Source organism: Vibrio sp. 1-Bac 57 (assembly GCF_037546855.1).
Classification (GTDB): domain Bacteria; phylum Pseudomonadota; class Gammaproteobacteria; order Enterobacterales; family Psychromonadaceae; genus Psychromonas.
The window spans coordinates 1-26,583 of sequence record NZ_JALAAC010000039.1; the positions used below are offsets into that span (position 1 = coordinate 1).

The 26,583-nt window shown below is 37.7% G+C and carries 26 protein-coding genes; 11 read left to right on the top strand and 15 right to left on the bottom strand.

Annotation, left to right across the window (positions count from 1 at the left end; translation table 11 throughout):
- Positions 1-327 precede the first annotated feature (327 nt).
- From MT391_RS17875 to MT391_RS17885, 3 genes are all read right to left on the bottom strand, one after another.
- Entirely contained in the window at positions 328-1,407 is a 1,080-nt protein-coding gene (locus MT391_RS17875; protein ID WP_499499322.1) for a polysaccharide lyase family 7 protein, read from the bottom strand.
- A 262-nt stretch (positions 1,408-1,669) separates the two neighbouring features.
- A complete protein-coding gene (gene ppnP / locus MT391_RS17880; RefSeq protein WP_113819433.1) occupies positions 1,670-1,957 on the bottom strand; it encodes a pyrimidine/purine nucleoside phosphorylase in 288 nt (95 codons plus the stop codon).
- A gap of 71 nt (positions 1,958-2,028) precedes the next feature.
- Positions 2,029-3,939 (bottom strand): ABC transporter ATP-binding protein, encoded by a 1,911-nt coding sequence (locus MT391_RS17885; protein ID WP_499499323.1) that lies wholly within the window; start codon positions 3,937-3,939, stop codon positions 2,029-2,031.
- Positions 3,940-4,073: 134 nt separating this feature from the next.
- On the opposite strand from MT391_RS17885, the gene MT391_RS17890 reads away from it, so the two are divergent.
- Positions 4,074-4,298: a YheV family putative zinc ribbon protein gene (locus MT391_RS17890; RefSeq protein ID WP_166372140.1), complete on the top strand. Its 225-nt coding sequence runs from the start codon at positions 4,074-4,076 to the stop codon at positions 4,296-4,298.
- Positions 4,299-4,310: 12 nt separating this feature from the next.
- Positions 4,311-4,799 carry an FKBP-type peptidyl-prolyl cis-trans isomerase gene (locus MT391_RS17895; RefSeq protein ID WP_499499325.1) on the top strand — a complete coding sequence of 163 codons (489 nt, stop codon included), beginning with the start codon at positions 4,311-4,313 and terminating at the stop codon, positions 4,797-4,799.
- Positions 4,800-5,047: 248 nt separating this feature from the next.
- Here MT391_RS17895 and MT391_RS17900 read toward each other — a convergent pair whose 3' ends face one another.
- From MT391_RS17900 to bioH, 3 genes are all read right to left on the bottom strand, one after another.
- Complete coding sequence (locus tag MT391_RS17900; RefSeq protein WP_166372138.1) at positions 5,048-5,461, bottom strand: hypothetical protein; 414 nt, start codon at positions 5,459-5,461, stop codon at positions 5,048-5,050.
- 11 nt (positions 5,462-5,472) lie between these two features.
- Positions 5,473-5,727, bottom strand: a complete 255-nt coding sequence (locus tag MT391_RS17905) for a flagellar biosynthesis protein FlgE (RefSeq protein ID WP_166372137.1) — start codon at positions 5,725-5,727, stop codon at positions 5,473-5,475.
- A 74-nt stretch (positions 5,728-5,801) separates the two neighbouring features.
- Positions 5,802-6,647, bottom strand: a complete 846-nt coding sequence (bioH, locus tag MT391_RS17910; protein ID WP_499499327.1) for a pimeloyl-ACP methyl ester esterase BioH — start codon at positions 6,645-6,647, stop codon at positions 5,802-5,804.
- Positions 6,648-6,676: 29 nt separating this feature from the next.
- Here bioH and MT391_RS17915 point away from each other — a divergent pair, with 29 nt between their 5' ends.
- Together MT391_RS17915 and nfuA are read left to right on the top strand one after the other, a co-directional pair.
- Positions 6,677-7,438: a ComF family protein gene (locus MT391_RS17915; protein ID WP_499499329.1), complete on the top strand. Its 762-nt coding sequence runs from the start codon at positions 6,677-6,679 to the stop codon at positions 7,436-7,438.
- 291 nt (positions 7,439-7,729) lie between these two features.
- Positions 7,730-8,317 (top strand): Fe-S biogenesis protein NfuA, encoded by a 588-nt coding sequence (nfuA, locus tag MT391_RS17920; RefSeq protein ID WP_499441644.1) that lies wholly within the window; start codon positions 7,730-7,732, stop codon positions 8,315-8,317.
- 3 nt (positions 8,318-8,320) lie between these two features.
- On the opposite strand, the gene yjeH is transcribed toward nfuA, so the two are convergent.
- The gene (gene yjeH / locus MT391_RS17925) at positions 8,321-9,595 is read right to left on the bottom strand and encodes an L-methionine/branched-chain amino acid transporter (protein WP_499499330.1); all 1,275 of its coding nucleotides are present in this window, start codon (positions 9,593-9,595) and stop codon (positions 8,321-8,323) included.
- A gap of 427 nt (positions 9,596-10,022) precedes the next feature.
- Here yjeH and MT391_RS17930 point away from each other — a divergent pair, with 427 nt between their 5' ends.
- Positions 10,023-11,762, top strand: a complete 1,740-nt coding sequence (locus MT391_RS17930) for a DEAD/DEAH box helicase (RefSeq protein WP_499499331.1) — start codon at positions 10,023-10,025, stop codon at positions 11,760-11,762.
- Positions 11,763-11,927: 165 nt separating this feature from the next.
- Here the strand turns inward: MT391_RS17930 and glmU are convergent, their stop codons facing one another.
- On the bottom strand, positions 11,928-13,289 hold the full coding sequence (gene glmU, locus MT391_RS17935; protein WP_499499333.1) for a bifunctional UDP-N-acetylglucosamine diphosphorylase/glucosamine-1-phosphate N-acetyltransferase GlmU: 1,362 nt from the start codon (positions 13,287-13,289) through the stop codon (positions 11,928-11,930).
- A gap of 367 nt (positions 13,290-13,656) precedes the next feature.
- Here glmU and MT391_RS17940 point away from each other — a divergent pair, with 367 nt between their 5' ends.
- The gene (locus MT391_RS17940; protein WP_499499335.1) at positions 13,657-14,496 is read left to right on the top strand and encodes a 2OG-Fe(II) oxygenase family protein; all 840 of its coding nucleotides are present in this window, start codon (positions 13,657-13,659) and stop codon (positions 14,494-14,496) included.
- Between the two features lie 217 nt (positions 14,497-14,713).
- Here the strand turns inward: MT391_RS17940 and MT391_RS17945 are convergent, their stop codons facing one another.
- From MT391_RS17945 to MT391_RS17955, 3 genes are all read right to left on the bottom strand, one after another.
- On the bottom strand, positions 14,714-15,442 hold the full coding sequence (locus tag MT391_RS17945; RefSeq protein WP_499499362.1) for an amino acid ABC transporter ATP-binding protein: 729 nt from the start codon (positions 15,440-15,442) through the stop codon (positions 14,714-14,716).
- Positions 15,443-15,464: 22 nt separating this feature from the next.
- The gene (locus MT391_RS17950; protein ID WP_299667620.1) at positions 15,465-16,415 is read right to left on the bottom strand and encodes an amino acid ABC transporter permease; all 951 of its coding nucleotides are present in this window, start codon (positions 16,413-16,415) and stop codon (positions 15,465-15,467) included.
- A gap of 71 nt (positions 16,416-16,486) precedes the next feature.
- Positions 16,487-17,284, bottom strand: coding sequence for a transporter substrate-binding domain-containing protein (locus MT391_RS17955; protein ID WP_499499336.1), 798 nt, complete (start codon positions 17,282-17,284; stop codon positions 16,487-16,489).
- Positions 17,285-17,886: 602 nt separating this feature from the next.
- Between MT391_RS17955 and nadE the strand changes: the two genes are divergently transcribed.
- A complete protein-coding gene (gene nadE / locus MT391_RS17960) occupies positions 17,887-18,717 on the top strand; it encodes an NAD(+) synthase (protein WP_499499338.1) in 831 nt (276 codons plus the stop codon).
- A gap of 231 nt (positions 18,718-18,948) precedes the next feature.
- Positions 18,949-20,061, top strand: a complete 1,113-nt coding sequence (asd, locus tag MT391_RS17965) for an aspartate-semialdehyde dehydrogenase (RefSeq protein WP_166372127.1) — start codon at positions 18,949-18,951, stop codon at positions 20,059-20,061.
- Between the two features lie 88 nt (positions 20,062-20,149).
- Here asd and gpsA read toward each other — a convergent pair whose 3' ends face one another.
- The 4 genes from gpsA to MT391_RS17985 all read right to left on the bottom strand — a co-directional run bounded on the left by gpsA (position 20,150) and on the right by MT391_RS17985 (position 22,542).
- A complete protein-coding gene (gene gpsA, locus MT391_RS17970; RefSeq protein WP_499499339.1) occupies positions 20,150-21,154 on the bottom strand; it encodes an NAD(P)H-dependent glycerol-3-phosphate dehydrogenase in 1,005 nt (334 codons plus the stop codon).
- A gap of 210 nt (positions 21,155-21,364) precedes the next feature.
- Positions 21,365-21,826, bottom strand: coding sequence for a protein-export chaperone SecB (gene secB, locus MT391_RS17975; protein WP_166372125.1), 462 nt, complete (start codon positions 21,824-21,826; stop codon positions 21,365-21,367).
- A gap of 36 nt (positions 21,827-21,862) precedes the next feature.
- On the bottom strand, positions 21,863-22,111 hold the full coding sequence (gene grxC / locus MT391_RS17980; RefSeq protein ID WP_166372124.1) for a glutaredoxin 3: 249 nt from the start codon (positions 22,109-22,111) through the stop codon (positions 21,863-21,865).
- Positions 22,112-22,113: 2 nt separating this feature from the next.
- On the bottom strand, positions 22,114-22,542 hold the full coding sequence (locus MT391_RS17985; protein WP_166372123.1) for a rhodanese-like domain-containing protein: 429 nt from the start codon (positions 22,540-22,542) through the stop codon (positions 22,114-22,116).
- Between the two features lie 212 nt (positions 22,543-22,754).
- Here MT391_RS17985 and gpmM point away from each other — a divergent pair, with 212 nt between their 5' ends.
- From gpmM to MT391_RS18000, 3 genes are all read left to right on the top strand, one after another.
- A complete protein-coding gene (gene gpmM / locus MT391_RS17990; protein WP_499499341.1) occupies positions 22,755-24,284 on the top strand; it encodes a 2,3-bisphosphoglycerate-independent phosphoglycerate mutase in 1,530 nt (509 codons plus the stop codon).
- Between the two features lie 236 nt (positions 24,285-24,520).
- Complete coding sequence (locus MT391_RS17995) at positions 24,521-25,792, top strand: murein hydrolase activator EnvC family protein (protein ID WP_499499364.1); 1,272 nt, start codon at positions 24,521-24,523, stop codon at positions 25,790-25,792.
- A 1-nt stretch (position 25,793) separates the two neighbouring features.
- Positions 25,794-26,576, top strand: coding sequence for a divergent polysaccharide deacetylase family protein (locus MT391_RS18000; RefSeq protein WP_499499343.1), 783 nt, complete (start codon positions 25,794-25,796; stop codon positions 26,574-26,576).
- Positions 26,577-26,583 lie beyond the last annotated feature (7 nt).

Sequence of the window (26,583 nt, forward strand, 5' to 3'; positions counted from 1 at the left end):
GGTAACTTGCGTTCCGTCCCGTGTCTGTGGATGCGCATTATAGGGATCTTGAAAAGGTAAGCAAGCGTTTTATTATGATTATTTGCAATAAAGTGACTGAGTGACTAATTAAACAACAAAGAGCGTGTTTTTCATGCAAAATAGTGATAATTCAGGACTAAAAAGGAAAAGTTAATTGTATTAAGTTGCACTTAATATCTAAATTTTATTATCTATAAGCACTGATATAAGTACAAATAGTCCATTTTTAACTATTTTAATAATAGTTAAAGTCATAATTTAAGGTCTTTCACTTATATGAAAGACTTTAATGTCTATTAAGTTAGCTTATTGATCTAATGTTAATTGGTAAAAACTTACTTTTGCATAATCACCAGCTGCAATTCCATTGTTAGTACATTCAGATGATCCAACATTACATTGGTTATAATTACCTGCTTTAAAGTACATCCAATCATTTGCATAACCTTCATCGTATTCCTCACCTCGATAATGTGGTTTCGACAAATCTATTTCTGCTGTTTTAACTTCTTCGCTTTGTTCTCCGATATTTTTAACAAAGGTTAAATGCATAATGCTATTTTTTACATTTACATTATATGAAAACACTTCACCTAACTTAATCCCATCCATTGGTTCAGTTGAGCCATCACGTAAATCATAAGCACCAAACACGTTATGATAAATATCTTTACGTTTTGAATAATTATCACCAGTCGCATTTATTTCATAACGCCAATACAGTGAACCGTATTCATGACCGGGTAATTTACGGTATACGATTTTTAAAGGTTCATTTTTTGAACCATGAATTTGGCCTATGACAGTAGAGAAAGCACCGTTTTTATATGCGTTACCGCTAGTACTTACCCAATCTACTGATAATGTTGCAGATAACTCTCCACCGACCGAACCATACTCTGCTGCATCGGGGTTAACGGCGATTGCAAAATTGTTTTTTGGATCTTTATATGACTTGGCTAACATAGCACGTAATTCACTACGCGCATTTTTGCTGTTTGGCGTTGTCATTGCTTTGTTCGGAGTAGCAAAGACCATCGCTCCCGTTCTTGCATCTGTATAAAACCAATCAGAATGAGTATAAGGATTGGTAGTGCTTCCTAGTTTTTGGGCAGAAATTTCCATGACTTTACCTTCACGCCCAGGTTTGTCATCTTCCATTGGAATATTAATTTTCCATTTTGTAAGGTCAAAATTTTGAGATGGTGCTTTGTTAGGATCTAGTTTAGTAATTAATGCTGTTGTATTAGCAGATGGGGGTAAAGGCGTTGTTGCATTAGCAACTTGTCCTGTTACATAATCGCCTTCATTTACTTCATTAGTAGCGTTACTCGCACAACCAACTAACAAACTTGCCACAAGCGCACTTAAATATATTTTTTTCATGAGAATGCCTACTCTATTAATATCAACAAAAAAACTTGAAAGGCAACTTATAATATTATTGTATTATTAATTGTGATCTTCTTGGAAAATATTAAGACTTAATATTCAATAGATAAGAGGTATATGATTTTTTGTTAACTGTGTGGCATTGATTATTTCTATTCAAAAAAGAAAAAGTGAATAAAAACGAGGAAGGTTATTGGTTAGTAAAAAGGAGCCTAAGCCCCTTTATGATTTTCATATATTAACAATATGTTAAATATTATGCTTTATATAAGCAAAGGTAAGCAGTTTGTACAACAACTTTAACATCAAAGCTTGAATTTGCTTCGACTTCAAATGTTTCACCTGCTTTATAAGTTTTCCATTCAGTTGTATCTACTAAACGAACTGTTAGGCTACCACTTACTACTGTCATGTATTCATACGCACTAGTACCAAATGTGTATTCACCAACTTCCATTACGCCTACTGTTGCAGGTAATGTTTCGCTTTGGAATGCGATTGATTTAACGTTACCATCGAAATATTCATTTGCTTCAAAACTCATTTTAATCCCTTTTTTATTTCATTTACTGGTGAATCATTGCGCAGAGAGTATGGCGAAGCTGCACCTAAAATTCAAGTTTCCAATTCTGATTGCAGTGTTTCTATCTGTTCTTGCGCATCCATCCATAACATTTCAGCTTCTTCCAACTGCTCTTTTACTTCGCCTTGTTCTTTTAATAGCTCAGTTAATTTCTTTTTATTCTCTTGATCATAAAGCGAACTATCACTTAACTGTTCTTCAATCTCGGCCACACGAGCAGAATGAATATCCATTTGCTTTTCAGCGCTGGTTAGCTGCTTTTTAAAAGGCGTTAGTTTTTTACGAAATTCAGCTTCTAATCTTTTTTGATCTTTACGATTAGCACTCACCGACACGATTTTATCTTCGCTTTGAGATGCTTGTTTTTCAATACGCTGTTGATCTGATAACCATTGATGGTAATCATCTAGGTCACCAGAAAATGGCTCCACTTTTTTATCGTGTACTAAATACAGATCATCAATAGTAGTACGTAATAAATGTCTGTCATGTGATACAACAACCATGGCACCTTCAAATGCTTGTAGTGCAACCGTCAGTGCATGCCGCATTTCTAAGTCTAAGTGATTGGTTGGTTCATCAAGTAATAATAAGTTAGGTTTTTGCCAAACTAATAATGCTAAAACTAAACGTGCTTTTTCTCCACCAGAAAACGGAGCGACAATATCAAAAGCTTTGTCACCTTGAAAACCAAAGCTACCTAAGAAGTTACGTAATGGCAGCTCTTTCTCATCTGGTGCCAAACGCATTAAATGTTGCATTGGGCTTTCGTCTAGATGTAAAAACTCTAATTGATGCTGTGCAAAGTAACCAATCTTTGCATTGGTATTGATTTCAATCTTGCCTGATTTAGGTTGAAGTTGATTGGAAAGTAATTTAACGAGTGTCGATTTACCCGCACCGTTGCGACCTAACAAGCCAATACGGCTACCAGGGACTAGGTTTAATTTTATTTCATCAAGAATTAATAGATCTTCGTAACCTGCACTCACTTTTTCCAGTGTAAGTAATGGCATGGGTAAAGCTTCAGGCTCTCGAAATGAAAAACTAAATTGGCTATCAAGATGTGCAGGTAATAACGTTTCCATTTTTTCGAGCGCTTTAATACGGCTTTGTGCTTGTTTGGCTTTATTGGCTTTATAGCGAAAACGATCAATATAACTTTGCATATGATCCATTTGCGCTTGTTGTTTTTCGTAGGAAGATTGTTGCTGCATCAATTTATCAGCACGCTGGCGCTCAAAGCTAGTGTAGTTACCGGTATATTCAAATAATTTATTCTGTTCTATATGAATAATTTTATCGACGATACTATCAATAAAGTCTCGGTCATGAGAAATAAGGATTAATGTTCCTTGATATTGATGTAACCATTTTTCAAGCCAAATCACCGCATCTAAATCAAGGTGATTGGTTGGTTCATCGAGCAACAATAAATCGGATGGGCAAAGCAACGCTTGTGCTAAATTTAAACGCATGCGCCAACCACCAGAAAAGTCACTTACCGGCCGACCTTGAGCTTGTTCACTAAATCCTAACCCTGCTAATAACTCAGCAGCACGAGATTCAATGGTATAACCGCCAGCATTATCTAATAAAATATGCATTTCAGCGATTTTAGTACCGTTATCATCAGCCTCTGCCTGTTTTAATTTTGCTTGCAAAGCACGAAATTGATGGTCGCCATCGATTACATATTGCAAGGCATTAGTATCTAAAGCAGGCGTTTCTTGAGCAACACTCGCTAGTCGCCAATGTTGAGGAATAGTTAATTCGCCGGCATCAACTTGGTGCTCTTGCTTTAATAAAGTGAAAAAACTAGATTTACCACAGCCATTGGCACCAACTAAACCTACTTTTTGTTTTGGATTGATGGTTGCACTGGCATTTTCAAGTAAGGCTTTTCCACCTCGGATAAATTCGATATTAGTTGCAACAATCATAAATTCAGAGTCTCAATGTAAATCAGGTAAATTAGAGCAAGATAATAACGAACTTTACAAAGTTGAGCCATAACTACTGAAAATGAGTGCTAATTTGTTTATCATTACGTACTTTTGTCATTTGTGATTTGTATATGCCTGTATCTAAAAATAAAAAACGCTTCATCGCTGGAGCTGAATGCCCACAATGTAAGACTATTGACAGTATTGCTTTGACACTGGAAAATGCAGTTGAGACTTTAACCTGCGTCGCTTGTGGTTACACACAAACACAAACGCCTAATCAGGCTAAATCAGCAACACGTCAATTTGAACAAATAATTGGTGTTTTTGATCCCTCTGAACCCGATAAAGAATAGAGAGAAATAACAATGAAAATTGAAAAAAATTCAGTAGTAGCAATCCACTTTGGTGTTGCAGAAGTTGACGGTAATGCACTTGATAGTACAGAAAACGGTAGCCCACTTGAATTTATTCAAGGTGCACAATATTTAGTACCTGGTTTAGAGAAAGAATTAGAAGGTAAAGAAGCGGGTTACAAATTTGATGTAAAATTAGAAGCTGAAGAAGCTTACGGCCCTTTCCAAGAAGAGTTAGTTCAAGAAGTACCTCGTACTTTATTTGAAGGCGTTGATGAAATTGAAGTCGGTATGTCATTTCAAGCAGAAACGGAGCAAGGTCCTCGTACTGTAGAAGTCACTGGCGTAACTGAAGAAAATGTTAGCATTGATGCAAATCATCCTCTAGCAGGTATGGCATTACAATTTGTTGGTGAAGTTATTTCTGTTCGTGCTGCGACTGATGAAGAGATGTCACATGGGCATATTCATTCAGCTGAAGGCTGTGGACATTCTCACTAAATAGAACCTTATTAAATAGCGAGTTACTTGATAGCTTGTTATTTTTTAAATAGTCGTTAAATAGACTATTTAAAAAAGGACTAACAGTAAGCTAGGCTACATGGATTTGTGGCCTTTTTTATAGCTAATTTTCCTCTTTAATAATTGTCAGAAACACCCCTTTAAAAACAATTCACCTGCAAAACCTAATAACAAAGTAACTCTAGACAATGCCTTAAAGATGATTTGCCAATAAATAATCTAAACAGCTAGATATCATAATTAACGGTCGGTTCAGGTATAGGTGAAACTGCATCGTTATATTTTGCTTGAATCACTGAGACTACTTGCTTGTAATCGGAGATCCCCTTTAATTGCACAGAAACTTTATCCATCTCGCGATGTGAAAGTTTTAATTTGCTGGAAAAGAAAAAATCACGTCTTTGATTGAAGCCACTTGAATGTCTTTGTTGTTTTGACTCAGGATTATCCTTTTGAAGAATTTGCCCAGACTGATGAGCGACCTGTTCTCGTTCTTGCTGAGATCGCATTTTAGCGTAAGCATGCGTTTCCTCGGTTTTTGGAATAGCTGTTTGTAATTGATTTTGACGATGAAGTGTTTCCGCGGCTTGCGGAAAAGGAGCCGCGACAATAGGTGGGAGTTGAACATTTACATTAACCATGAGGGTTAAAGTTAGACAGACACATCAATCAGTGAACCAACCATCTCATCAGCTGTTGTGATCACTTTTGCAGAAGCTTGTGCTTGAATTTCCGCTAGCTTCATATTGATCAATTCTGCTGTCACTGGTTGTGAGTCATAACTGCTATTTTCTGTATTTTCAGAATTCACGGGTTGATTAGCAATCTTTTCACTGGATTCAGTTATTTGCTGTGATGCTTGATTCAAGCCATACAGACCTGAAGAAAACGCTGAATTTATTTCCATAAATAACTCCTAAGCAATGATTACAACTCCATTATGGCTACTTTTTAAGCAAAGATAAAGCTTAACATGAATAGTTATCCTTCAATAAAGTCGATCACGACACGCTGAAAATGAACAGATTCACTTATAAATGGAGCATGTGAAGAATGTTCAAATATAACCTGCTGATTAGCAGGATATAATTTAATCAACTCAGGCATATTCGCAATAGGCACCAAACTATCCAAGCGTCCAAATAAACTTAAACATGGCATAGTTAATTGACTAAATGATTCTCGTAAATCAACATTACTTAATAAATCCAAACCTGCAATCAACGCATTTTGCTTTGGTTGTGGCTGTTCTGCTAATAAACCTTTAATAATAGCAATATCATTTTTTACCGTCACACTCCCCATTGCCTGCAAGGATAAAAATCGATTTAATGTTTTTTCAGGCTGTGTAATGACTCCTGTTTTAAATCGCTCAAAAACCACTTTTTTTACACCTAACCACTGGCCTTGTTCTACAAATTTTATCGCAGCACACACCTGAATTAATTTTTCAACGCGTTCAGGATGATGACGTGCGACATAGGTTGCAATCAGCCCTCCTAGCGACCATCCACACCAAATGGCATTATCGGGTAATTTTTTCAAAATTAAGTCTGCGATATTGGCCAAAGAATAATCTGAAATTTCAGGTTCTTTACCAAATCCTGGGAGATCAACTAGATGCACGCAATAATGTTGACTTAGTTGTTCAGCTACAAGTTGCCAGATAGCACTATTTACTCCCCAGCCATGCACTAACACTAAATTTTTCCCTGTACCCATTGATTGATAAGCAACCTGATGTTGAGGCTGACGACCTTCAGGAATACTTATTTGTAGATTAGTCGACTCATCACCTTGCTTATTACTTTGCTGTTCTATACTCACCGTAACCTCATTTAATAATAGGGTTTGATTTGAAAAATTTTCTGAATGCGATTAATCAACACTGCCAAACATTACTTGAAGCTTGTTTACCAAGCCATTGTTTATTGTGCCACTTACCTAGTAAGCAGTCTCTTATTTGTCAGTGTTGTTATGATTCAATCTTAACAGATAGGCCTTGTTGTTTACATTGTGGTTGTGGATTAACAAGCTCACAAGCATATTGTGGAGAATGCTTACAACATCCTTTTAGTTTTCGTCAACTACATGCGATAGCAAGCTATCAAACACCCTTTCCCGTTTTAATAAAACAATTAAAATATAATGGTCAAATATTATATGCAGATTTACTCGGTTTATTGCTCGCTCATTCAATAAAAAACCGTTATAGCCAGCAACAATTACAAGAAATCGATTATATTATCGCAGTACCACTACACACCAAAAAACACAGAAGCCGAGGTTTTAATCAAGCACAATTAATTAAGGATTCTTTAGTCAAGCACTTGCCCGTACTTACACTGTACGAACCACACGTTAATCAGCCATTTATTATTAGAAATAAATTAACCACAGCACAGGAAGGATTATCAAGAGCACAGCGTTTACAAAATTTAAATCACGCATTTTCATTAAGTAAAGACGCAGAGATAAGTTTACAGGGGAAAAATATTGTACTTATTGATGATGTTGTCACTACGGGTGCAACTATTAATAGCCTATGCCAATGCTTATCAACAGCTAAAGTTAAGACAATTGATGTTTGGTGTATTTGCCGTACTGAATTAGGCTAAGAAGCTTTAATATGACTAAGTAACTGCAATATTAACTAAGTAGCTCTAATATTTACTAAGTAACTTTAACTATCAATGACTAAAAAACCACAATAACGTTAAATCTTTTATGCATCATTGACGTTTAAGATAAATTCCTTTAAATATCAATGCGTAAAAAGAAGAATCACGGTTCTATAAGTAGCTTTTATTTGATCCTAAATTTTATTATTTGTTGCAATTTCACTCTTTGCTTTATTATTGCATTCAAATCTCGCTATAATGTCCTAGTAAATTACTCAAGCATAAAGGTTGAACATGATCGAAATTACTCCAGTTGCACAAGCACATTTTGCAAAATTACTAGCGCCACAAAAAGAAGGCACTAACATCCGAGTGTTTGTTATCAACCCAGGCACACCTAAAGCAGAATGTGGTGTATCTTACTGCCCACCGGAAGCAGTTGAAGCTAGCGATACACGTTTAAGTTTTGAAGGTTTTGATGCATTAGTTGATGAAGTTAGCTTACCTTACCTAGAAGATGCATTTGTTGACCTAGTTGAAGAAGATGCAGGCACACAACTAACACTGAAAGCACCAAACGCAAAAATGCGTAAAGTGAAAGATGACGCTCCACTACTAGAACGCGTTGAATACGTTATTCAAGTACAAATAAATCCTCAACTAGCAAGCCACGGTGGATTTATTAAACTAATCGAAATCACTGATGATAACGTTGCTGTGATTGAATTTGGCGGTGGCTGTAATGGTTGCTCACAAGTAGACTTGACCTTAAAAGAAGGGATCGAGAAAGAATTACTTGAAGAGTTCTCAGGAGAGCTAAACGCAGTACGCGATGTTACTGAGCATGCTCAAGGCGATCACTCTTTCTATAAGTAACGTTTAACTTGTTTTAATGCGGTTGTTTGAAGGATAGATAACCGCATAATACCCTCCTAATATTGTTATTAATAACAGTGCGAATAACATTTCCTTACCCAAACTCAAAAACAATAGTAAACACGTAGCACTTGCGATAACCGCTATCCAGCGACCTTTACCCGGCAGTAATTGAATCCCCGCGATGCCAGCTGAAAGATAAATTAGAATAAATAATCCATTCGCATAAGCAATTAAATTATCAATGGGCAAATCAATAAAGTTACTGATTAATAGCATCACAAAACAAAGCATAACCGCAAAAGAGAGTCCCCAATAAGCAACATGATGTTGATTTAAGCGGGTGAAGTTAAGGTGAATTTGTTGTTGATTCCCCATGCTTTGTAATAAACGAGAAAATCCAACAAAGTATAAGCTTACTGAAATAAAGCAGGTACAAAACCCTACTAGATTTACTAATACATAACCTTTACGGCCTAAACTAGACTCAACTAAATGCACCACTGAATTAAGATTCCTCTCCTGATCGCCATAAAAGCCTGTCTTTAATAAGCTGATACTAATTAACCCGTAAACCACTAAGGTAATAGTGATCCCGATGAAAATTGTCAGAGGAAAGTCTCGTTCTGGCTGCTCAAAGTCATCGGCAATATGCGTAATCGCTTCAATACCTAAAAAACACCAAAGAATAAAAGTCGCCGCTAACGCAACCTTATCGAAGTGAAACTCAGTAATAGGCAATACTAAAGATGGATCTCGCTGGGTATCAATGGAAGCAAACAACAAGGTCCCGACAATGAGAGCACTCAATGCAGATTGGATCACAGCCGCTGTTTTTAGCCCTAGTAGATTAATAATTAAAACTAACAACAGCATAGTGATAGCAATCAACAATCGATGATCCGCGCCTGTCGCAAGTAACTGCCATTCTATTAATGCATTTTGTAAAAAGTTGGCAGCTGTCATGGCGATAACAGGCGACCCCAATGCCACTACCCAAATAAATAACCAACTGACCAATCGTCCACTGCGCTCGCCAAATGCTTGCTGCACATAATAAGCAGTACCGCCAGCATGAGGATAAATTTTACCTAATTGTGCAAAGGTAAAAACGATAGGCACAATTAAAATTCCCATTAACGTCCAAGCTAATAGTGACCAACTGCCCGCCACTTGCGCTGCAATAGCAGGAATAATAAAAACACCAGCTCCTAATAAAGCAGAAACTAATAAACCAACACCTTGTAATACCGACAATTTATGGGTGTGCAATGCCACTGTGACTCCTTGAAAGACAATCTCTGTGAGGGATATATGGAAAACAGCAGTTTATCACTGCAAACAACGACATTAAGTAATAAAAGGAAATTAAATGAAATAAAAATCAAGCAACCATCTAAAAATAGAAACCACAAGTCAATTATCGGATTTCCCATGGTTGATAGCGATTAATTTATAAAAAACGTGCAGTTTGTCAAAATAAAGCGGGCATTTTATAAACAAATACAGTAGAATGCGCCTCCCTCGCAGAAGGATCCATCTAAAGCGAAGCAGAATATTCAGAGTAAACCTACTACGCGATTGATTTCGCGAAAATTAATGGACACGTTTTACAGCTTCTAACTTGTTAGGCTGATGTAGGAATAGGCTGAATTTAACGTACATTCGAGTAATGTGCAGAATTTTATAAACTCATGAGGCCACTATGTCAGAGTCAGAAAACCAACAAGTAGAAGAAGTAACAGGACCAACATTTAAAGATTTAAACTTACCAGAAGCGCTTGTTAAAGTTGTTTCAGAAATGGGTTACGAAACACCATCTCCTATCCAAGCACAATGTATCCCACACCTATTAAATGGTGAAGACGTATTAGGTCTTGCTCAAACAGGTACTGGTAAAACAGGTGCATTTGCACTGCCTTTATTAGCAAACATTGATATTAGCAAAAACCATCCTCAAGTATTGGTACTAGCGCCAACACGTGAGCTTGCAATTCAAGTTGCAGAAGCATTTCAATCTTATTCTCGCCACATGCGCGGCTTCCACGTTATGCCTATTTACGGCGGTCAAAGCTACAATATACAGTTCAAGCAATTAACTCGTGGTCCACACGTCGTTGTTGGTACGCCTGGTCGTATCATGGATCACTTGAAACGTAAAACATTAGACTTATCAAACCTAAAAACATTAGTACTTGATGAAGCTGATGAAATGTTACGCATGGGCTTCATTGATGATGTTGAAACGATCATGAAAGAAATGCCAGAAAAGCATCAAACAGCGCTTTTCTCAGCAACAATGCCTGATCAAATTAAACGCATTACTAAGCGTTACATGAACAACCCAACAGAAGTTAAGATTAAAGCTAAAACATCTACTGTTTCAAACATTGAACAAAAATGTTGGATCGTACGTGGTGTTAATAAGTTAGACGCTTTAACTCGTATGTTAGAAACTGAAGACTTTGATGGTGTTATCATCTTTGCTCGCACTAAAACAGCAACAGTTGAATTAGCAGAACGTTTAGAAGCACGTGGTTACCGCAGTGCAGCACTAAACGGTGATATGAATCAACAAACACGTGAACGTACTATCGCTCGCCTTAAATCAGGTGGCTTAGACATCTTAGTAGCAACAGATGTTGCTGCACGTGGCCTAGACGTAGAACGTATTAGCTTAGTTGTAAACTACGATATCCCAACAGATACTGAATCTTATGTTCACCGTATCGGTCGTACTGGTCGTGCTGGCCGTACTGGTAAAGCAATCTTATTTGCTGCACCGCGTGAGCGTCGTTTACTACAAGCAATTGAACGTGCAACTCGTCAACCAATTACTATTATGGACTTACCAACACGTGATGAAGTAACTCAAACACGTATTGATAACTTCCAAAAACAAATATTCTCTACATGTGAAAGTGAAGATCTAACATTCTTCCGCACTTTGTTTGAGCAAATGGTAAACAACACTGAAATTGATGATACAGATCTTGCTGCTGCGTTATTATTCATGGCACAAAAAGAAAAACCATTACAGCCTGTTGAAGAAAAATTTGTTGAACCACGTAGCAATGATCGTAACGAACGTAGTGATCGTCCTCGTCGTGACCGTAACGAACGTAGTGACCGTCCTCGTGGTGATCGCCCTGACCGCAATGACCGCGCACGTAGCGAAGATAAACCTCGTGGTCGTGGACGCCCTACTGATGTTGAACTTGAAATGTTCCGTTTAGATGTTGGTCGTGAGCACGGTGTACAAGTTAAAAACATCGTTGGTGCAATTGCAAATGAAGCAAATATCAATAGTCGCTTCATTGGTGATATTCGTTTAAACGATGATCACTCTACAATTGAATTACCAAAAGGTATGCCGGAAGAAACACTTTCACACTTAAGAAATGTGCAAGTATGTAAACGTCCACTAAACCTTAAAAAGTGCTAACCATTAAGGTTTAGTATTTTATCAAGGAGGCTAACGCCTCCTTTTTTTATACCTGAAATTTATCAATCATCTTATGCAAGGTAATAAAAAAGGCCGCTAACCTAAGTTAACGACCTCTAATAGTTTGCTTACTAGTTAAAGCACTAAGCTAAGTTAAGCTAAGCCTTATTTCTTTTTAACGGGACGCTTCCAGCCTTCAATATTGCGCTGTTTAGTACGTGAAATACATAATGCGTTATCAGGAACATCACTTACCACTGTTGTACCCGCACCTGTCGTCGCGCCATTACCAATGGTAACAGGAGCAACAATCTGACAATCACTGCCCACAAAAACATCGTTACCAATAACAGTAAGGTGTTTATTAACACCATCATAATTACAAGTGATCACACCAGCACCAATATTAACGCCACTGCCAACTTGGCTATCGCCAATATAGCTTAAATGGCCGCATTTAGTACCCTCACCTAAGGTTGATTTTTTAACTTCAACAAAGTTACCAATATGCACTTCTTTTGCAATTACAGTATCTGGACGAAGTCGTGCAAAAGGACCAATTGAGGCATTTTCGCCAATACTTGCACCTTCGATAATAGAATTTGCTTTAATCTCAGCATTATCTGCAATATTACAATTTTTTAGGATACAGCCAGCTCCAATCTTAACGCCGTAACCCAAGTTCACTTTACCTTCGATGATCACATTGATATCAATATCAACATCTTGCCCGCAGGTTAGTTCACCACGCAAGTCAAAACGAGTTGGGTCGCGTAACATTACTCCATCAAGTAATAACTTGTTAGCATTTTCAAGTTGAAAAGCACGTTCTAAATTAGCAAGTTGCAGACGGTTATTAACACCTTCTACTTCAAAAGCATGTTCAGGTTGAACAGTTTGAATTGAAGCACCTTCTGAATATGCCATTGCAATAATATCCGTTAAGTAATATTCGCCAGCAGCATTATCGTTAGATAAAGCAGGTAACCAACGATTTAAATCATTCGCATCTGCGACTAAAATACCTGTGTTTACTTCTTTAATTGCTAATTGAGTCCCATTTGAATCTTTTTGCTCAACAATGCCAATCACTTCACCATTTGTACGCTCAATGCGGCCATAACCTGTTGGGTCATCAAGCTCAATAGTTAATAAACCAATGCCGCCTTTAGGCTGCACTGTCACTAATTTTTCTAATGTAGTCGCAGATAATAAAGGAACATCACCATAGACGATTAAGATTTTTTCATCCGCTTTAAAGTGTGGCTGCGCCATTTGCATTGCATGGCCAGTACCTAATTGCTCAGTTTGTTCGATCCAATTTAAACAATCATCAGCAATATTTTTTTGCATGATGTCGCCACCGTGGCCATATATTAAGTGTATATTTTCAGAACCAATGCCTTTTACCGTATCAATAACATGTTGCACCATCGGCTTATCAGCAATTTTATGTAATACCTTAGGTAAAAGCGAACGCATGCGGGTACCTTTACCAGCAGCAAGAATAACAACACTTAAAGACATAATGAGACCTTAATAATAAAGAATGATAAAACGTTCATTTTAGCGGATTTTTTGATAAGAACGTATAAGAAAATACTGATCTCGAGATTTTGGTAAACATAACCATAAAAAAATATCCGATTAACATCATTTTAATTAAATATTCTTCATTTTTTGTAATTTTCACCGCCTTAAGTACCAAGATGAGATGCGTAGATATAGAAAGGTAACCTTGATGGTTATTACTATTGAGCTTAATAAGCTTTTTCTAATGTTTCTTTTGTGCTCTACAGCATACTTCAAACTTACGAATATTATTTGCACCTAGATTCGCCTATTAAAGTGTTGTTAAAATATGAAATTACTACTTAAAACATAAGATAAAAATATGAAACTTGAAGCCATAGATTACAATGCTGAAAATGCGCAACAACTGTTTGTTGAATCCCTTCGCAATACTGGGTTTGGTGTATTAAAAAATCATCCTATCCAGCAACAAATAGTGAGGTCTATTTACGACAATTGGCAGCAGTTTTTTAACTCTCAAGATAAAGTGGACTTTCATTTCAATGCTGAGACTCAAGACGGTTTTTTCCCAGCTGAAGTTTCTGAAACGGCGAAAGGAAATACAAAAAAAGATATTAAAGAATATTTTCATTATTATCCTTGGGGACAATGTCCTGCACAATTAAAAACTGAACTTCAAAATTATTACCAACAAGCGGGTAACCTTGCTGCTGAGTTATTGACTTGGGTAGAGGATAATTCACCAACTGAAGTTTCAAAATTATTCACACAACCGCTTCCAGATATGATTAAAGATAATCAACAGACATTGTTGAGAATACTCCATTACCCTCCATTAAAAGGAGATGAAGAGCTGGGTGCGATAAGAGCAGGTGCCCATGAAGATATTAATTTACTGACTATTCTTCCTGCATCTAATGAGCCCGGTCTACAGGTAAAAACCATAGAAGGTGAGTGGTTAGATGTACCATCTGATTTCGGTAACTTGATTGTTAATATCGGCGATATGCTACAGGAAGCATCAGGCGGATATTATCCGTCAACAACCCACCGTGTTATTAATCCTGATGGCGCAGACAAAACGAAGTCTCGAATTTCATTACCTCTTTTTCTTCATCCAAAACCAGAAATTGTTCTCTCGGATAATTACACTGCGGATCAATACTTAAAGGAACGCCTAAGAGAGCTTGGTGTTATTTAAAAAATTTGACGCTGGAGCTAAATCTGCTCCAGCATCAAGGGCTGAAAACTTACAAATATACATTTATAATTAATATGATTCGAAAGTTGCCTTAGATGGTGTAGATTTGTAGAGAAGTAAAGACTAATAGGTTGTTAAATTCAGCAGTTTTTAATACTGGCACTAAACAACCTTGCCCAAATTCATCGCCATCTTAAATGCGATGATAGTTACAAACTTATCGAATATTTGACAAGAATTTTTGTAACCTTACGTGGTTTGTTACCTTACCAAAAATATTTTCAGGAATATCATCAACTAATAAAACGCCATCTTCCATAAATAAAACACGATCAGCAACTTCGTTAGCAAACCCCATTTCATGAGTAACCACGACCATGGTCATACCATCTGCAGCTAAGGACTTCATTACATCCAACACTTCACCCACCATTTCCGGATCAAGTGCTGAGGTTGGTTCATCAAAAAGCATCATATCCGGTTTCATTGCCAAGGCTCTTGCGATGGCCACTCGTTGCTGCTGACCACCTGAAAGTTGACTTGGGTAGATATCCATCTTTTCTGCAAGCCCTACACGTGTCAACAACACTTCAGCTTCTGAAATGACTTCATCTTTACTACGACCAGCCACTTTTAATGGTGCCAACATTACATTTTCTTTAACAGAAAGGTGTGGAAATAAGTTAAATGATTGAAATACCATTCCAATATTTTCTCTCAACTTATTAATATTAGTATCTTGAGCATACATTTTTACGCCATCAACCGTAATTTCACCACTCGAGATAGTTTCTAATTGATTTAAAGTACGTAAATAAGTGGATTTACCAGAGCCAGAAGGTCCAATAATCACAACAACTTCGCCACGTTGAATATTGGTTGTTACTTTTTTTAATGCATGACAGCCGTTAGGATATATTTTATCAACATCAACAGTGACGATCATATCGTTACCTTGGTACTTTTTCTTATCTGTCATTATTTGCCAACCTTTTTTCAATACGCTGTATGCCCCAAGATAAGGTAGATGTTAAAACTAAATACAATGCAGCAACAGTAAACCAAACTTCAAAGGTAGCGAAACTACCACTCACCACTTCTCGTCCCGCTTTTGTTAAATCGGTAATAGAAATAACAGAAACTAACGAAGAATCTTTAATCAAATTAATAAGCTGCCCTGCCATTGGTGGCAACGTACGCTTAAAAGCCTGTGGAAGGATCACATAAGTCATCGCCTTCGTATAAGTCATACCCAGTGAGCGTGCAGCCTCCATTTGACCAGCAGAGATAGACTGAATACCAGAACGGAGGATTTCAGCAACATAAGCACCAGTAAAAACAGATAATGCAACAACACCAGCTGTAAAGCGATCTAGGTCAAAAATGGTTCCTAGGAAAAAATAAACGATAAATATTTGTACTAGTAGCGGCGTACCACGAATAATTTCAATATATAAAACAGATAAGTTTTTGCTAAATGGGTTGTCTGAGATCCTCATCAATGCAGCAATTAAACCAATAATAATTGAGAATAATAAAGAGATAACTGAAATTTTCAGGGTCATATATAACCCATCAATTAAAACACCACTTCTTATACCTTCTTTACGTGCTAATAGATCGCCTTCAAAAATAAGATCGCCATCAGAAATAAGTATTTGTTCAGCACCTGAAATTACGCGAGAAGGATCGCCGTTATCAAAGGTTAAGGTGATCACACCATCAGCATTAACCGCCGCATTTGCATCCCCTTGGGCAATAATATCGATAGGAGATGTATCAATAATATAAGGAAGGACCAGGTGCCATTGCCATTTATAATTAATGGTTTGTGATGCGGAATAAATTCCGGCTGAGATAAGGCCAATCGTAATAATAAACAGCACATGCCATTTTAGTTTATTGGGTTTTTCGTTCATAAGTCCACCGACAGTCAGAAAATAAAAAACCAGAGGAGATCCTCTGGTTTTAAAGGGCTTACTTAAAAACCTTATTTAACTTGGCTTAACCAAGCATCACTATTAAACCATTTATCATAGATGCGTTGATAGTTACCATCACCTTTAGTTTGTCTTAGAAAGTTATTAAGGAAATTCAACATATCAGGATCGCCCTGCTTAACAGCCCAACCTAAAGGCTCATAAGTAAAAGGTTCTAGAATGGCAACCGTTTTACCTTTTGATTGATTTGCATAAATCGAGATGAATGGCATGTCGTAAATCATTGCATCAGCTTTACCGTTAATCACTTCAAGTGCAGCATCAGTCTGTGTTTCAAAGGCATTATATTTTGCTTTTGATAACATTCTCTTAATCACTTGCTCACCAGAAGTACCCAACTTACCTGCAATAGTGTATTCAGCGGCATTAAGGTCTTTGTAGCTAAGTACTTTACCTTCTAGTTTTGGGTTCAGTAGTATAGATTGACCAACTGTAATGTACGGGTCTGCAAAGTTAACACGCATATTTCTTTGTGCATTAATGGTCATACCTGCCATGATAACATGGCACTTATCTGTTAATAACGCAGGAATAATACCATCCCATGCAGTATTGACAGGCACGTACTTAACACCCATTTGCTTAGCCATCAATTTACCTAAATCCACATCAAAACCGATATAACTTCCGTTTTTAGATTTCATTTCAAATGGCATATACCCTGCATCAAAACAAGCTCTAAGCTCACCAGCTTTACTGATATCGTCTAAAGTCCCTGCATTAGCAATACCAACTGATAATGCTAGAAGAGAAGTCGCTGAAACGAGTTTTCTAAGTTTGCTTTTCATGTAAAAATCCTTTTAGTATTTGAAGTGTTTATCACTAATAATGCGCTTCATTAAGACAATTAATGTCACGACATTATTTTAGTTATATAGATGTAGCAACAAATACGCCAATAAGCGAGCTTGGATAAGAAAAAAATTGATCCGTGATTCAACAAAAATAAAAACCTAATTGATTAAAAAATATCGAAAAGCGGACAATATTTAACAAATATTCCAGTTTTTTAAAAAATATAATATCAATACATGTAACCTAATACTGAATTTCATAGATCAAAAAAGGTAAAGCTCACCAATAAAGAGCATTGCGCACCAAAACAGAGCGATAAAATATTTCAATTGAAAGTATTAAGATACCTCAATGCTTTTAACTTATATGAAATAAATAGTCAGTGAAATAAAGGAAAGTACAGTGAGCTTAATGCTTTCAAAGCCGTACGAATAAAATATTTCTATCTCGCCTAAAAATTTAACCGCAAAAGACAACAGAACAAATAACTATAAAAAATGGCGACTTTTTTGCATAATCATAGTCATCCTTGGTACTTTATAGTGCATTGCCATCTATCAATATCAATATTAACCTTTTAAGAATAGGCTACCTCATGAAACAAAAGATACTGCAAGAGATGTGTGTGTTAGCAGACATCAATATAGAAAGTGAAATTCAACGTCGTATCAGCTTTATCCAAAACATACTAAAAAAAGCACATTGTAAAACCCTTGTATTGGGTATCAGTGGCGGTGTTGATTCCAGTACTGCCGGGCGACTATGTCAGTTATCAGTAGAGCAATTGAACACGCAAGAAAACACTAATAGCTACCAATTTATTGCGGTTCGTTTGCCCTATGCAGTACAAAAAGATGAAGATGAAGCACAGCTAGCATTAAGTTTCATTCAACCAACACACACTGTCGCGGTAAATATTCAAGCCGGTGCGGATGGTATTCATGAAAGTACGTTAGATGCGATTAAAAACAGTACTATTAATTACTCCGATGATACCAACCTCGATTTTATTAAAGGCAACGTTAAAGCACGTATGCGTATGATTACTCAATACGAAGTTGCAGGTTTAACGGGGGGCTTAGTTGTTGGTACCGACCATAGTGCTGAAAATATTACGGGCTTTTATACCAAGCACGGTGATGGTGCCTGCGATTTAGCTCCTTTATTTGGACTAAACAAACGTCAAGTAAGATCGCTTGCTAAACATTTAGGTGCGCCAAGTTTGTTAGTTGAAAAAGCACCTACTGCTGATTTAGAAGAAGATAAACCACAGCTTGAAGATGAGATAGCACTAGGCATGACCTACGATCAAATCGATGATTTCTTAGAAGGTAAAAGCGTCCCTCAAGAGATCGAAGATAAACTAATTGCCATTTACTTACGTACGCAGCATAAACGTCAACCTATTCCAACAATTTACGATTAATAAGCAACGATTATAAAAACCACAGGTATGCCTCTACTTACCTGCACTGACCAGTAACAATAACTTACCTTGGTTGTTTAATAAAAATTAAGCAATCAAGGTAAGTTTGCCCTTTTTTCCCAAGCAAACCATCAAATAACTAGCCTTATTAAGCCCTCTAATGGTAGATTCTGTATTCGGTTAATGATTAATCGGTTCTATTTAAACTATAAATGAAAGGAAATGTAGACCATGAAAAAAGTGGGTTTAGTTGGTTGGCGCGGTATGGTTGGATCTGTTCTTATGCAAAGAATGCGTGAAGAGAATGATTTTGCAACGATTGAGCCAGTATTTTTCACCACCTCACAAGTTGGTCTAGCATCTCCAGAAGTTGGTAAGCCAACCGATACTTTAAAAGATGCATCTTCAATCGAAGCATTAGCAGAAATGGATATCATCATTACTTGTCAAGGTGGCGATTACACTAATTCAGTTTATCCAGCACTACGTGCTAGTGGTTGGAACGGTTACTGGATTGATGCGGCTTCTTCGTTACGTATGAAAGATGACAGCATTATCGTACTAGACCCTGTAAATAAAGATGTGATTCAACAAGGTCTAGCTGATGGCGTAAAAACCTACGTAGGCGGTAACTGTACCGTTTCACTGATGCTATTAGCATTAGGTGGTTTATTTGAAGCAAACTTAATTGAATGGGTTTCTCCACATACTTACCAAGCAGCTTCAGGTGCAGGCGCACGCAACATGCGTGAGTTGATTAGCCAAATGGGTGCAATTGAAGCATCAGTAGCAGATGAGCTAGCAGATCCTGCTTCTGCTATTTTAGAAATAGATAAAAAAGTGGCTGAATTCATTCGCAGTGATGCATTACCAACTGAACAGTTTGGTGCACCGTTAGCGGGTAGTTTGATTCCATGGATTGATGTGCCTATGCCTTCTGGTCAATCAAAAGAGGAATGGAAAGCACAAGTTGAAGCAAATAAAATTCTAGGCACTAGCGATAATCAAACACCGATTGATGGTTTGTGTGTTCGTATTGGCGCGATGCGTTGTCATAGTCAAGCAATCACAATGAAACTTAAAAAAGATGTTTCAGTAGCTGAAATTGAAAAGATTCTAGCATCACATAATGAATGGGTTAAAGTGATCCCTAATGAACGTGAAGCCACCGTTTCTGAGCTTTCTCCTGCAAAAGTAACAGGTACATTAAGTATCCCTGTTGGTCGTATCCGTAAATTAGCAATGGGTCCTGAATACATCAGTGCATTCACTGTAGGTGACCAATTATTATGGGGTGCTGCTGAGCCATTACGCCGTATGTTAAATATATTACAAGACGCTTAATTTGCATTAGCATTTAACATCTATTAAAAAAGGCCTCAATGAGGCCTTTTTTGTATATCGGTTTTTATAAGCTCAAGTAGACTAGATGCTACTCGCCTTTCTTACTACGTGATAACAAATCCATCGCAGCTTCTTTTACTGCTTTGCCTTGATAAAGTACGTAATAGATTTGTTCACAAATCGGCATTTCGATATTAACGCGTTTGGCTAGATTATAAACTTCTTCTGTATTACGGTAACCTTCAACTACTTGGCCAATTTCAACCTGTGCTTCATCAATGCCTTTGCCTTGGCCTAAAGCCAAACCAAAACGTCGATTACGAGATTGATTATCAGTACAAGTTAATACTAAGTCACCTAACCCTGCCATGCCCATAAATGAAGCTTCTGTAGCACCTAAAGCCACACCTAAACGTGTTAATTCAGCTAACCCACGCGTAATTAATGCAGTACGAGCGTTAGCCCCAAAGCCTAAACCATCGGCTAAACCTGCGCCAATTGCAATCACGTTTTTAACAGCACCGCCTAATTGCACTGCAGTGAAGTCTTCCGAAATGTAGGCTCTAAAATTACTTTGGTTGTGAAAAAGCTCTGAAAGGTGTTGCGTAAAGCTAAGGTCAGTTCCAGCAACCGCAACCGCAGTAGGTAAACCTTTTGCCACTTCCATCGCAAACGTTGGCCCAGACAATACAGCCAAAGGATAAGCTTCGCCGACGATATCCCGCGCGACTTCTTGTAATAAACGTCCAGTTTCAGCTTCTAGCCCTTTAGTTGCCCATGCAATGCGGTGTTCAGGACGTAATAAAGGTTTAACTTGAGATAATACTAAACCAAATACATGGCTTGGCACTACCAGCAGAATAGTATCCGTTGCAGCGATGCATTTTGCTAGATCACTTTCAGGTTGAAGACGTTCTGGAAAGGTAACACCGGGTAAGAAGGCTTTGTTTTCACGATCAGATTGGAGGCGTTGAACATGGTCAGCTTGATGACCCCAAATTAACGTATTGTGGCCGTTACGAGCCAATGCAACAGCAAGTGCGGTGCCGTAAGAGCCTGCACCTAAAACTGTAATAGCAGTTTTTTCAGTCATTCATCATCACCTATTTAATGTCAACCGGAATAAATAAATGCTCCATGTTACTGACGATAACAAGCCATTGCTGAGTTAGGGCTTAACCATTTAAATTAAGAGCTAGCCATGTAAGCTAAGACCTAACTATATAAATTAAGACCTAGCTATGGCTTGTTATTTTTAGGTAATATTGGTTCAAATACTCATACCGATTGTTATAGAACTTAATTAAGAATTTAATGTTTCTACTTCAGCTTGCTGATTTGCCATTGCTTGTTGAAATAGAGCATCAAAGTTCACTGGTGCTAGGTTTAACTGTGGGAAAGTACCACGAGTCACTAAGCTTGATACCGCTTCACGTGCATATGGGAATAGGATATTTGGACAAAATGCATTTAAGCAATGTGCTAATTGAGGGCCTTCAAGCTGTGAAACAGAGAAAATACCTGCTTGTTGTACTTCACATAAGAAAGCAACTTCACCTTCCACTGTCGCAGTTGCTGTCAGTGATAAAGTTACTTCGTATACACCTTCTTCTAATTTATTAGATTGTGTATCAATGTCCATTTTAACTTCTGGTGCCCATTCTTTTTTAAAAATGTCAGGTGAATTTGGGCATTCAAAAGAGATATCTTTTACATAAACACGTTGGATGTTGAATTCTACTTGTTGTTCTTGTTGTTCTGGCATGATCTTTCCTTAATCCTTAAAAATTATTTATTCGTATTAACTTAACAATTCATCAAGTTGGTGTGCGCGTTCTAATGCATACAACTCGTCACAACCGCCTATTGCCTTGCCGTCTATAACAATTTGTGGAACCGTTGTTCCACCAGTCAATTTTGTCATATTCGGACGAAGAGAACGGTCAGAAACATCAATTTCTTGATAGGTTACTTCTTTATTGTCCAACAATTGTTTTGCACGAACACAATATGGGCAATATGGAGTGGTGTAGATAGTGATAGTAGCCATAATTACTTCTTAGTTGTTGGTAAATTTGCAGAGGTCCAGCCGCTCATACCTGAAAATAGGTTATTTACTTGCTCAAAACCAGCTTTTGCTAGCTTCTCTCCAGCAGCTGCAGAGCGAGTACCTGATGCACACACGACTATAATGGGGGTCTGCTTATTATTTTCAATAGCTGCGAACTTTCCTTCTTGAATCTGTGACGGAGTTATATTTTTTGCGTTAACGATATGGCCTTTTTTAAACTCATCCGCAGTTCGAATATCAACGACTATCGCATCTTGCTTGTTGATTAATTGCGTTGCTTGCTGTGGATTGATATTGTTTATCTTGCTTAGTTTATCTTTTACAACACTGTAGATTAACATTGCGGCAATCGCTACCCATGCAGCAGCTAACATCGGATTGTTGGTAATAAAATCAATATACTCTTGCATAACTTGTTTCTTCTTCTGTAAGGATAAATTTCAGCATGAGTATACCCTGTGGAAAACAGAATATCAGCCTTGAGATTTAGATTAATAAATGAAAATAGCTTTTTTATGCTTTTTTCAACTTGCTTTGATCTAACACTAGGCTTTTTCAGTGACAAGCTACACAAATGTTGTAAAATCCCTTGTAGATAATTTAATCATTAAAGAGGTTTGATATGACAACTCCTAAGAAACCATTAGTACTATTGATTTTAGACGGTTGGGGCTACCGCCCAGATATGCCAGATAATGCAGTGTCAAATGCTAACACACCTGTTCTAGACCAATTATGTAAAGACTATGCCAATACGCTTATTTCGGCATCGGGTATGGATGTAGGTTTACCAGATGGACAAATGGGTAACTCAGAAGTAGGTCATACTAATATTGGTGCAGGACGTACTGTTTACCAAAACCTAACCAAAGTGACTAAATCTATTGCCGATGGCGATTTCTATGAAAATGCAAATTTTGTTGCCGCAGTTGATAAAGCAGTTGCAGCAGATAAAGCCGTTCATATTATGGGCCTTGCTTCACCAGGTGGCGTTCACTCTCACGACGACCATATTGTTGCAGCCATTGAACTAGCAGCAAGACGTGGTGCAAAAAAAGTTTACGTTCATGCTTTCTTAGATGGTCGTGATACTCCGCCTCGCAGTGCCGCAGGTACATTAGCGAAATTTGAAGATAAATATAAAGAAGTTGGTGTTGGTCGTACTGTTTCTTTAGTGGGCCGTTACTTTGCAATGGACCGCGACAATCGTTGGGATCGTGTAGAACAAGCTTATAGTCTATTAACTGAAGCAAAATCAGAATACACAGCCGACAGCGCATTAGTAGGCCTTGAAAATGCTTATGCTCGTGATGAAAATGATGAGTTTGTAAAAGCAACTGTGATTGGTGAAGCTGCACCTATTTCTGACGGTGATGCAGTTTTATTCTTAAACTTCCGCGCCGACCGTGCACGTGAGATAACCTATACTTTCACTGATCCAAATTTCACTGGTTTTGAACGTGCAGTAACACCAGACGTTCACTTTGTGACGTTAACAGAGTTCGCAGCAGATATTAAAGCACCAGCAGCTTACCCAAGTGAAGAGCTAACGAATACATTAGGTGAATGGTTAGCGAAAAAAGATAAAACACAATTACGTATTTCAGAAACTGAAAAATACGCACATGTTACTTTCTTCTTTAACGGTGGTGTTGAAGATGAGTTCCCAGGTGAACATCGCACATTGATTAGCTCTCCAGCGGTTGCTACCTACGATATGCAACCAGAAATGAGCTCTGCTGAATTAACTGAAAAATTAGTAGGTGCAATCAAAAGCAGCGAATACGATGTGATCATCTGTAACTACCCGAACGGTGATATGGTTGGACACACTGGTGTTTATGACGCGGCAGTTAAAGCCTGTGAAGCAGTCGATGCTTGTATTGGTCAGATTGTAGGAGCATTAAAAGAAGTGGGCGGCGAATGTTTAATTACTGCTGATCACGGTAATGCAGAACAAATGATTGACCCAGATACAGGTGGTATTCATACCGCACATACTAATTTACCGGTACCGTTTATCTATGTGGGTCGTGAAGCAACTATCGCTGAAGGCGGCCGTCTGTGTGATATCGCACCAACTATGTTGTCATTGATGAACATGGAAATACCAACTGAAATGACAGGTAAACCTTTAATTACTGTTAAGTAAGTTTATACTCTGGTGCGTCAGACTCTTATGACGCACCTGATTTCTTCCTAAAAATCAGTTATATCGTCTAAGTAATATCCACTTAATTCGCATAAATTCTTATTTAATCGAATAAAATACCATGTAAACCTTCAGTAATTGTTTTTTTACTCAACATACAAAAGAATTGTAGGTATTATCTGATTGAAAGATTTATCAATAATACTAATCAGTTTATAAGGTCGATACCAACAGTGATGCTAAATCTATTTTATTCCAATCAACGAGGGCCTTTAAAACAATTACTATGCATTCCTTTTCTCGTTGCTATTCTTTTTAGCCATCAAATTTCAGCAGCAGACCTCAATAATTTACAACGTCAGATCAAGCAAAGCAAACAAACAAAATCAGAACAACAAAAACAACAACAGCAGCTTGAAGAGCAACTTTCAGCAAGTGACCAAGCAATTGCCAAGGCATCTTTACAGGTTAATCAAACCAAAAAAATGATTGATAACAAACGCAATGCATTAATCACTTTGCAACAAGAAACGAAGCAACTAGAAGACGACAAAAAAAAGCAACAAACATTATTAGAACAGCAACTCATTAGTGCTTATATGACAGGGCAAAATGACCTCATTAAATTAATGCTAAATCAAGAGGATCTGAGCAAAGTCATTCGCGCCAAAAGCTATTACTATTATTTAAATGAAGCACGCTTAGAAAGTATTGAAGCCTTACACTCAACGCAACAAAAACTCGACAAAAACGCCAGCCAACAAGCTGCAGCACTAACTTCCCTAGAGAGTCTGTATCAAGAACAGAAACAAACTCAAGCAACGGTAAATAATCAGCGGCTAAAACGCGACCAAGCACTACGTGAATTAAAACAAGATATTAACTACCAAAATGCAAAAATAGCAGAATTAGCGAATTCCGAGAAAGTATTACGAGCACGCATTAAAAAAGCAGCCGAAGATCGTAAAAAAAGGCAGCTCGCAGCAGCTAAAGCCAAAGCTGCGCAAGAACGTAAGAATAGAGCGAAGGCGCAGGCACAAGCGGCACAGGAACGAGAAAAAATAGCACAAGCAGAAGCGGCAGCGAGAAAAAAAGCACAAACGCACTCAAAAATTGCAGGTCTCAAAGGTAAACTACCTTGGCCTATTCAAGGTAAAGTGTTGCATCGTTTTGGCAGCTCTCGTAGCAGTCAAGTGACCTGGAAAGGTATTGCTATCGCAGCAAATGAAGGCGAAAAAGTAAGAGCAGTGGCTACTGGGCGGGTTCTATTTGCAGGATATTTTAAAGGCTACGGCATGGTGATCGCGCTCGACCATAGTGATAACTATATTACCCTATACGGATACAATGAAACATTGTTGCAAAAAGCAGGTGATGTGGTTTTTCAAGGTGATGCTATAGCGCTAGCAGGACACAGTGGTGGACAAGATAGAAACAGCTTATATTTTGAATTAAGCCACAAAGGTAAAGCAGAAGATCCATTACGCTGGTTAACAAGAAGTAAGTAATATGCTGCTTACCTTTCTAAATAAAACAGGTAGATTATTACTTTATACTTGGCTCTTTAGCAACGCAACCAATGCCTTAGCAATCGGTAAGCTCGTTATTATCATTGATGACATTGGTAATAATAAGAATAACCAAGCATTTTTAAAGTTACCTAAAAATGTGATTTTTTCTATTCTCCCGTTCACACCTTACGCTAAAATCCTTGCTCGTTCAGCCCACCAGCAACATCGTGAAGTACTATTACACATTCCAATGCAGGCACACAGCCATAACCATTTATTAGGCAAAGGTGCGTTGAGCGAAGAGATGGACAAGCAGAGTCACCAACAACAATTAATCGATTCCTTAAAGGTCGTCCCCTATGCCGTTGGTGCTAATAATCATATGGGTAGTAAACTCACCGAGAGTCCAATAGCAATGCAGTGGACTATGGAATTGTTATTTCAACAGGGTTTGTTTTTTGTTGATAGCTTTACTAGTGCTAAGAGCGTAGCACAGACCGCAGCATTGACCGCCGGACTACCAGCTTTAAGACGTCACATATTCCTAGACAATGTACGTACACAAGCGGCCATGGAAAAGCAATTTAAGACAGCAATCAAACATAGTATGCATTCACCTTATACCATTCTTATAGCGCACCCTTACCCTGAAACCTTACAATATTTATCACAACGCTTAGCTTTACCTGAGCAAGATTACCAATTAGTCCCCTTAAGACAATTAATTCCATTAAAAGAACGTGTGATTTTATTGCTTAAAAAAGTACAATATTATCAATAAAATCAAG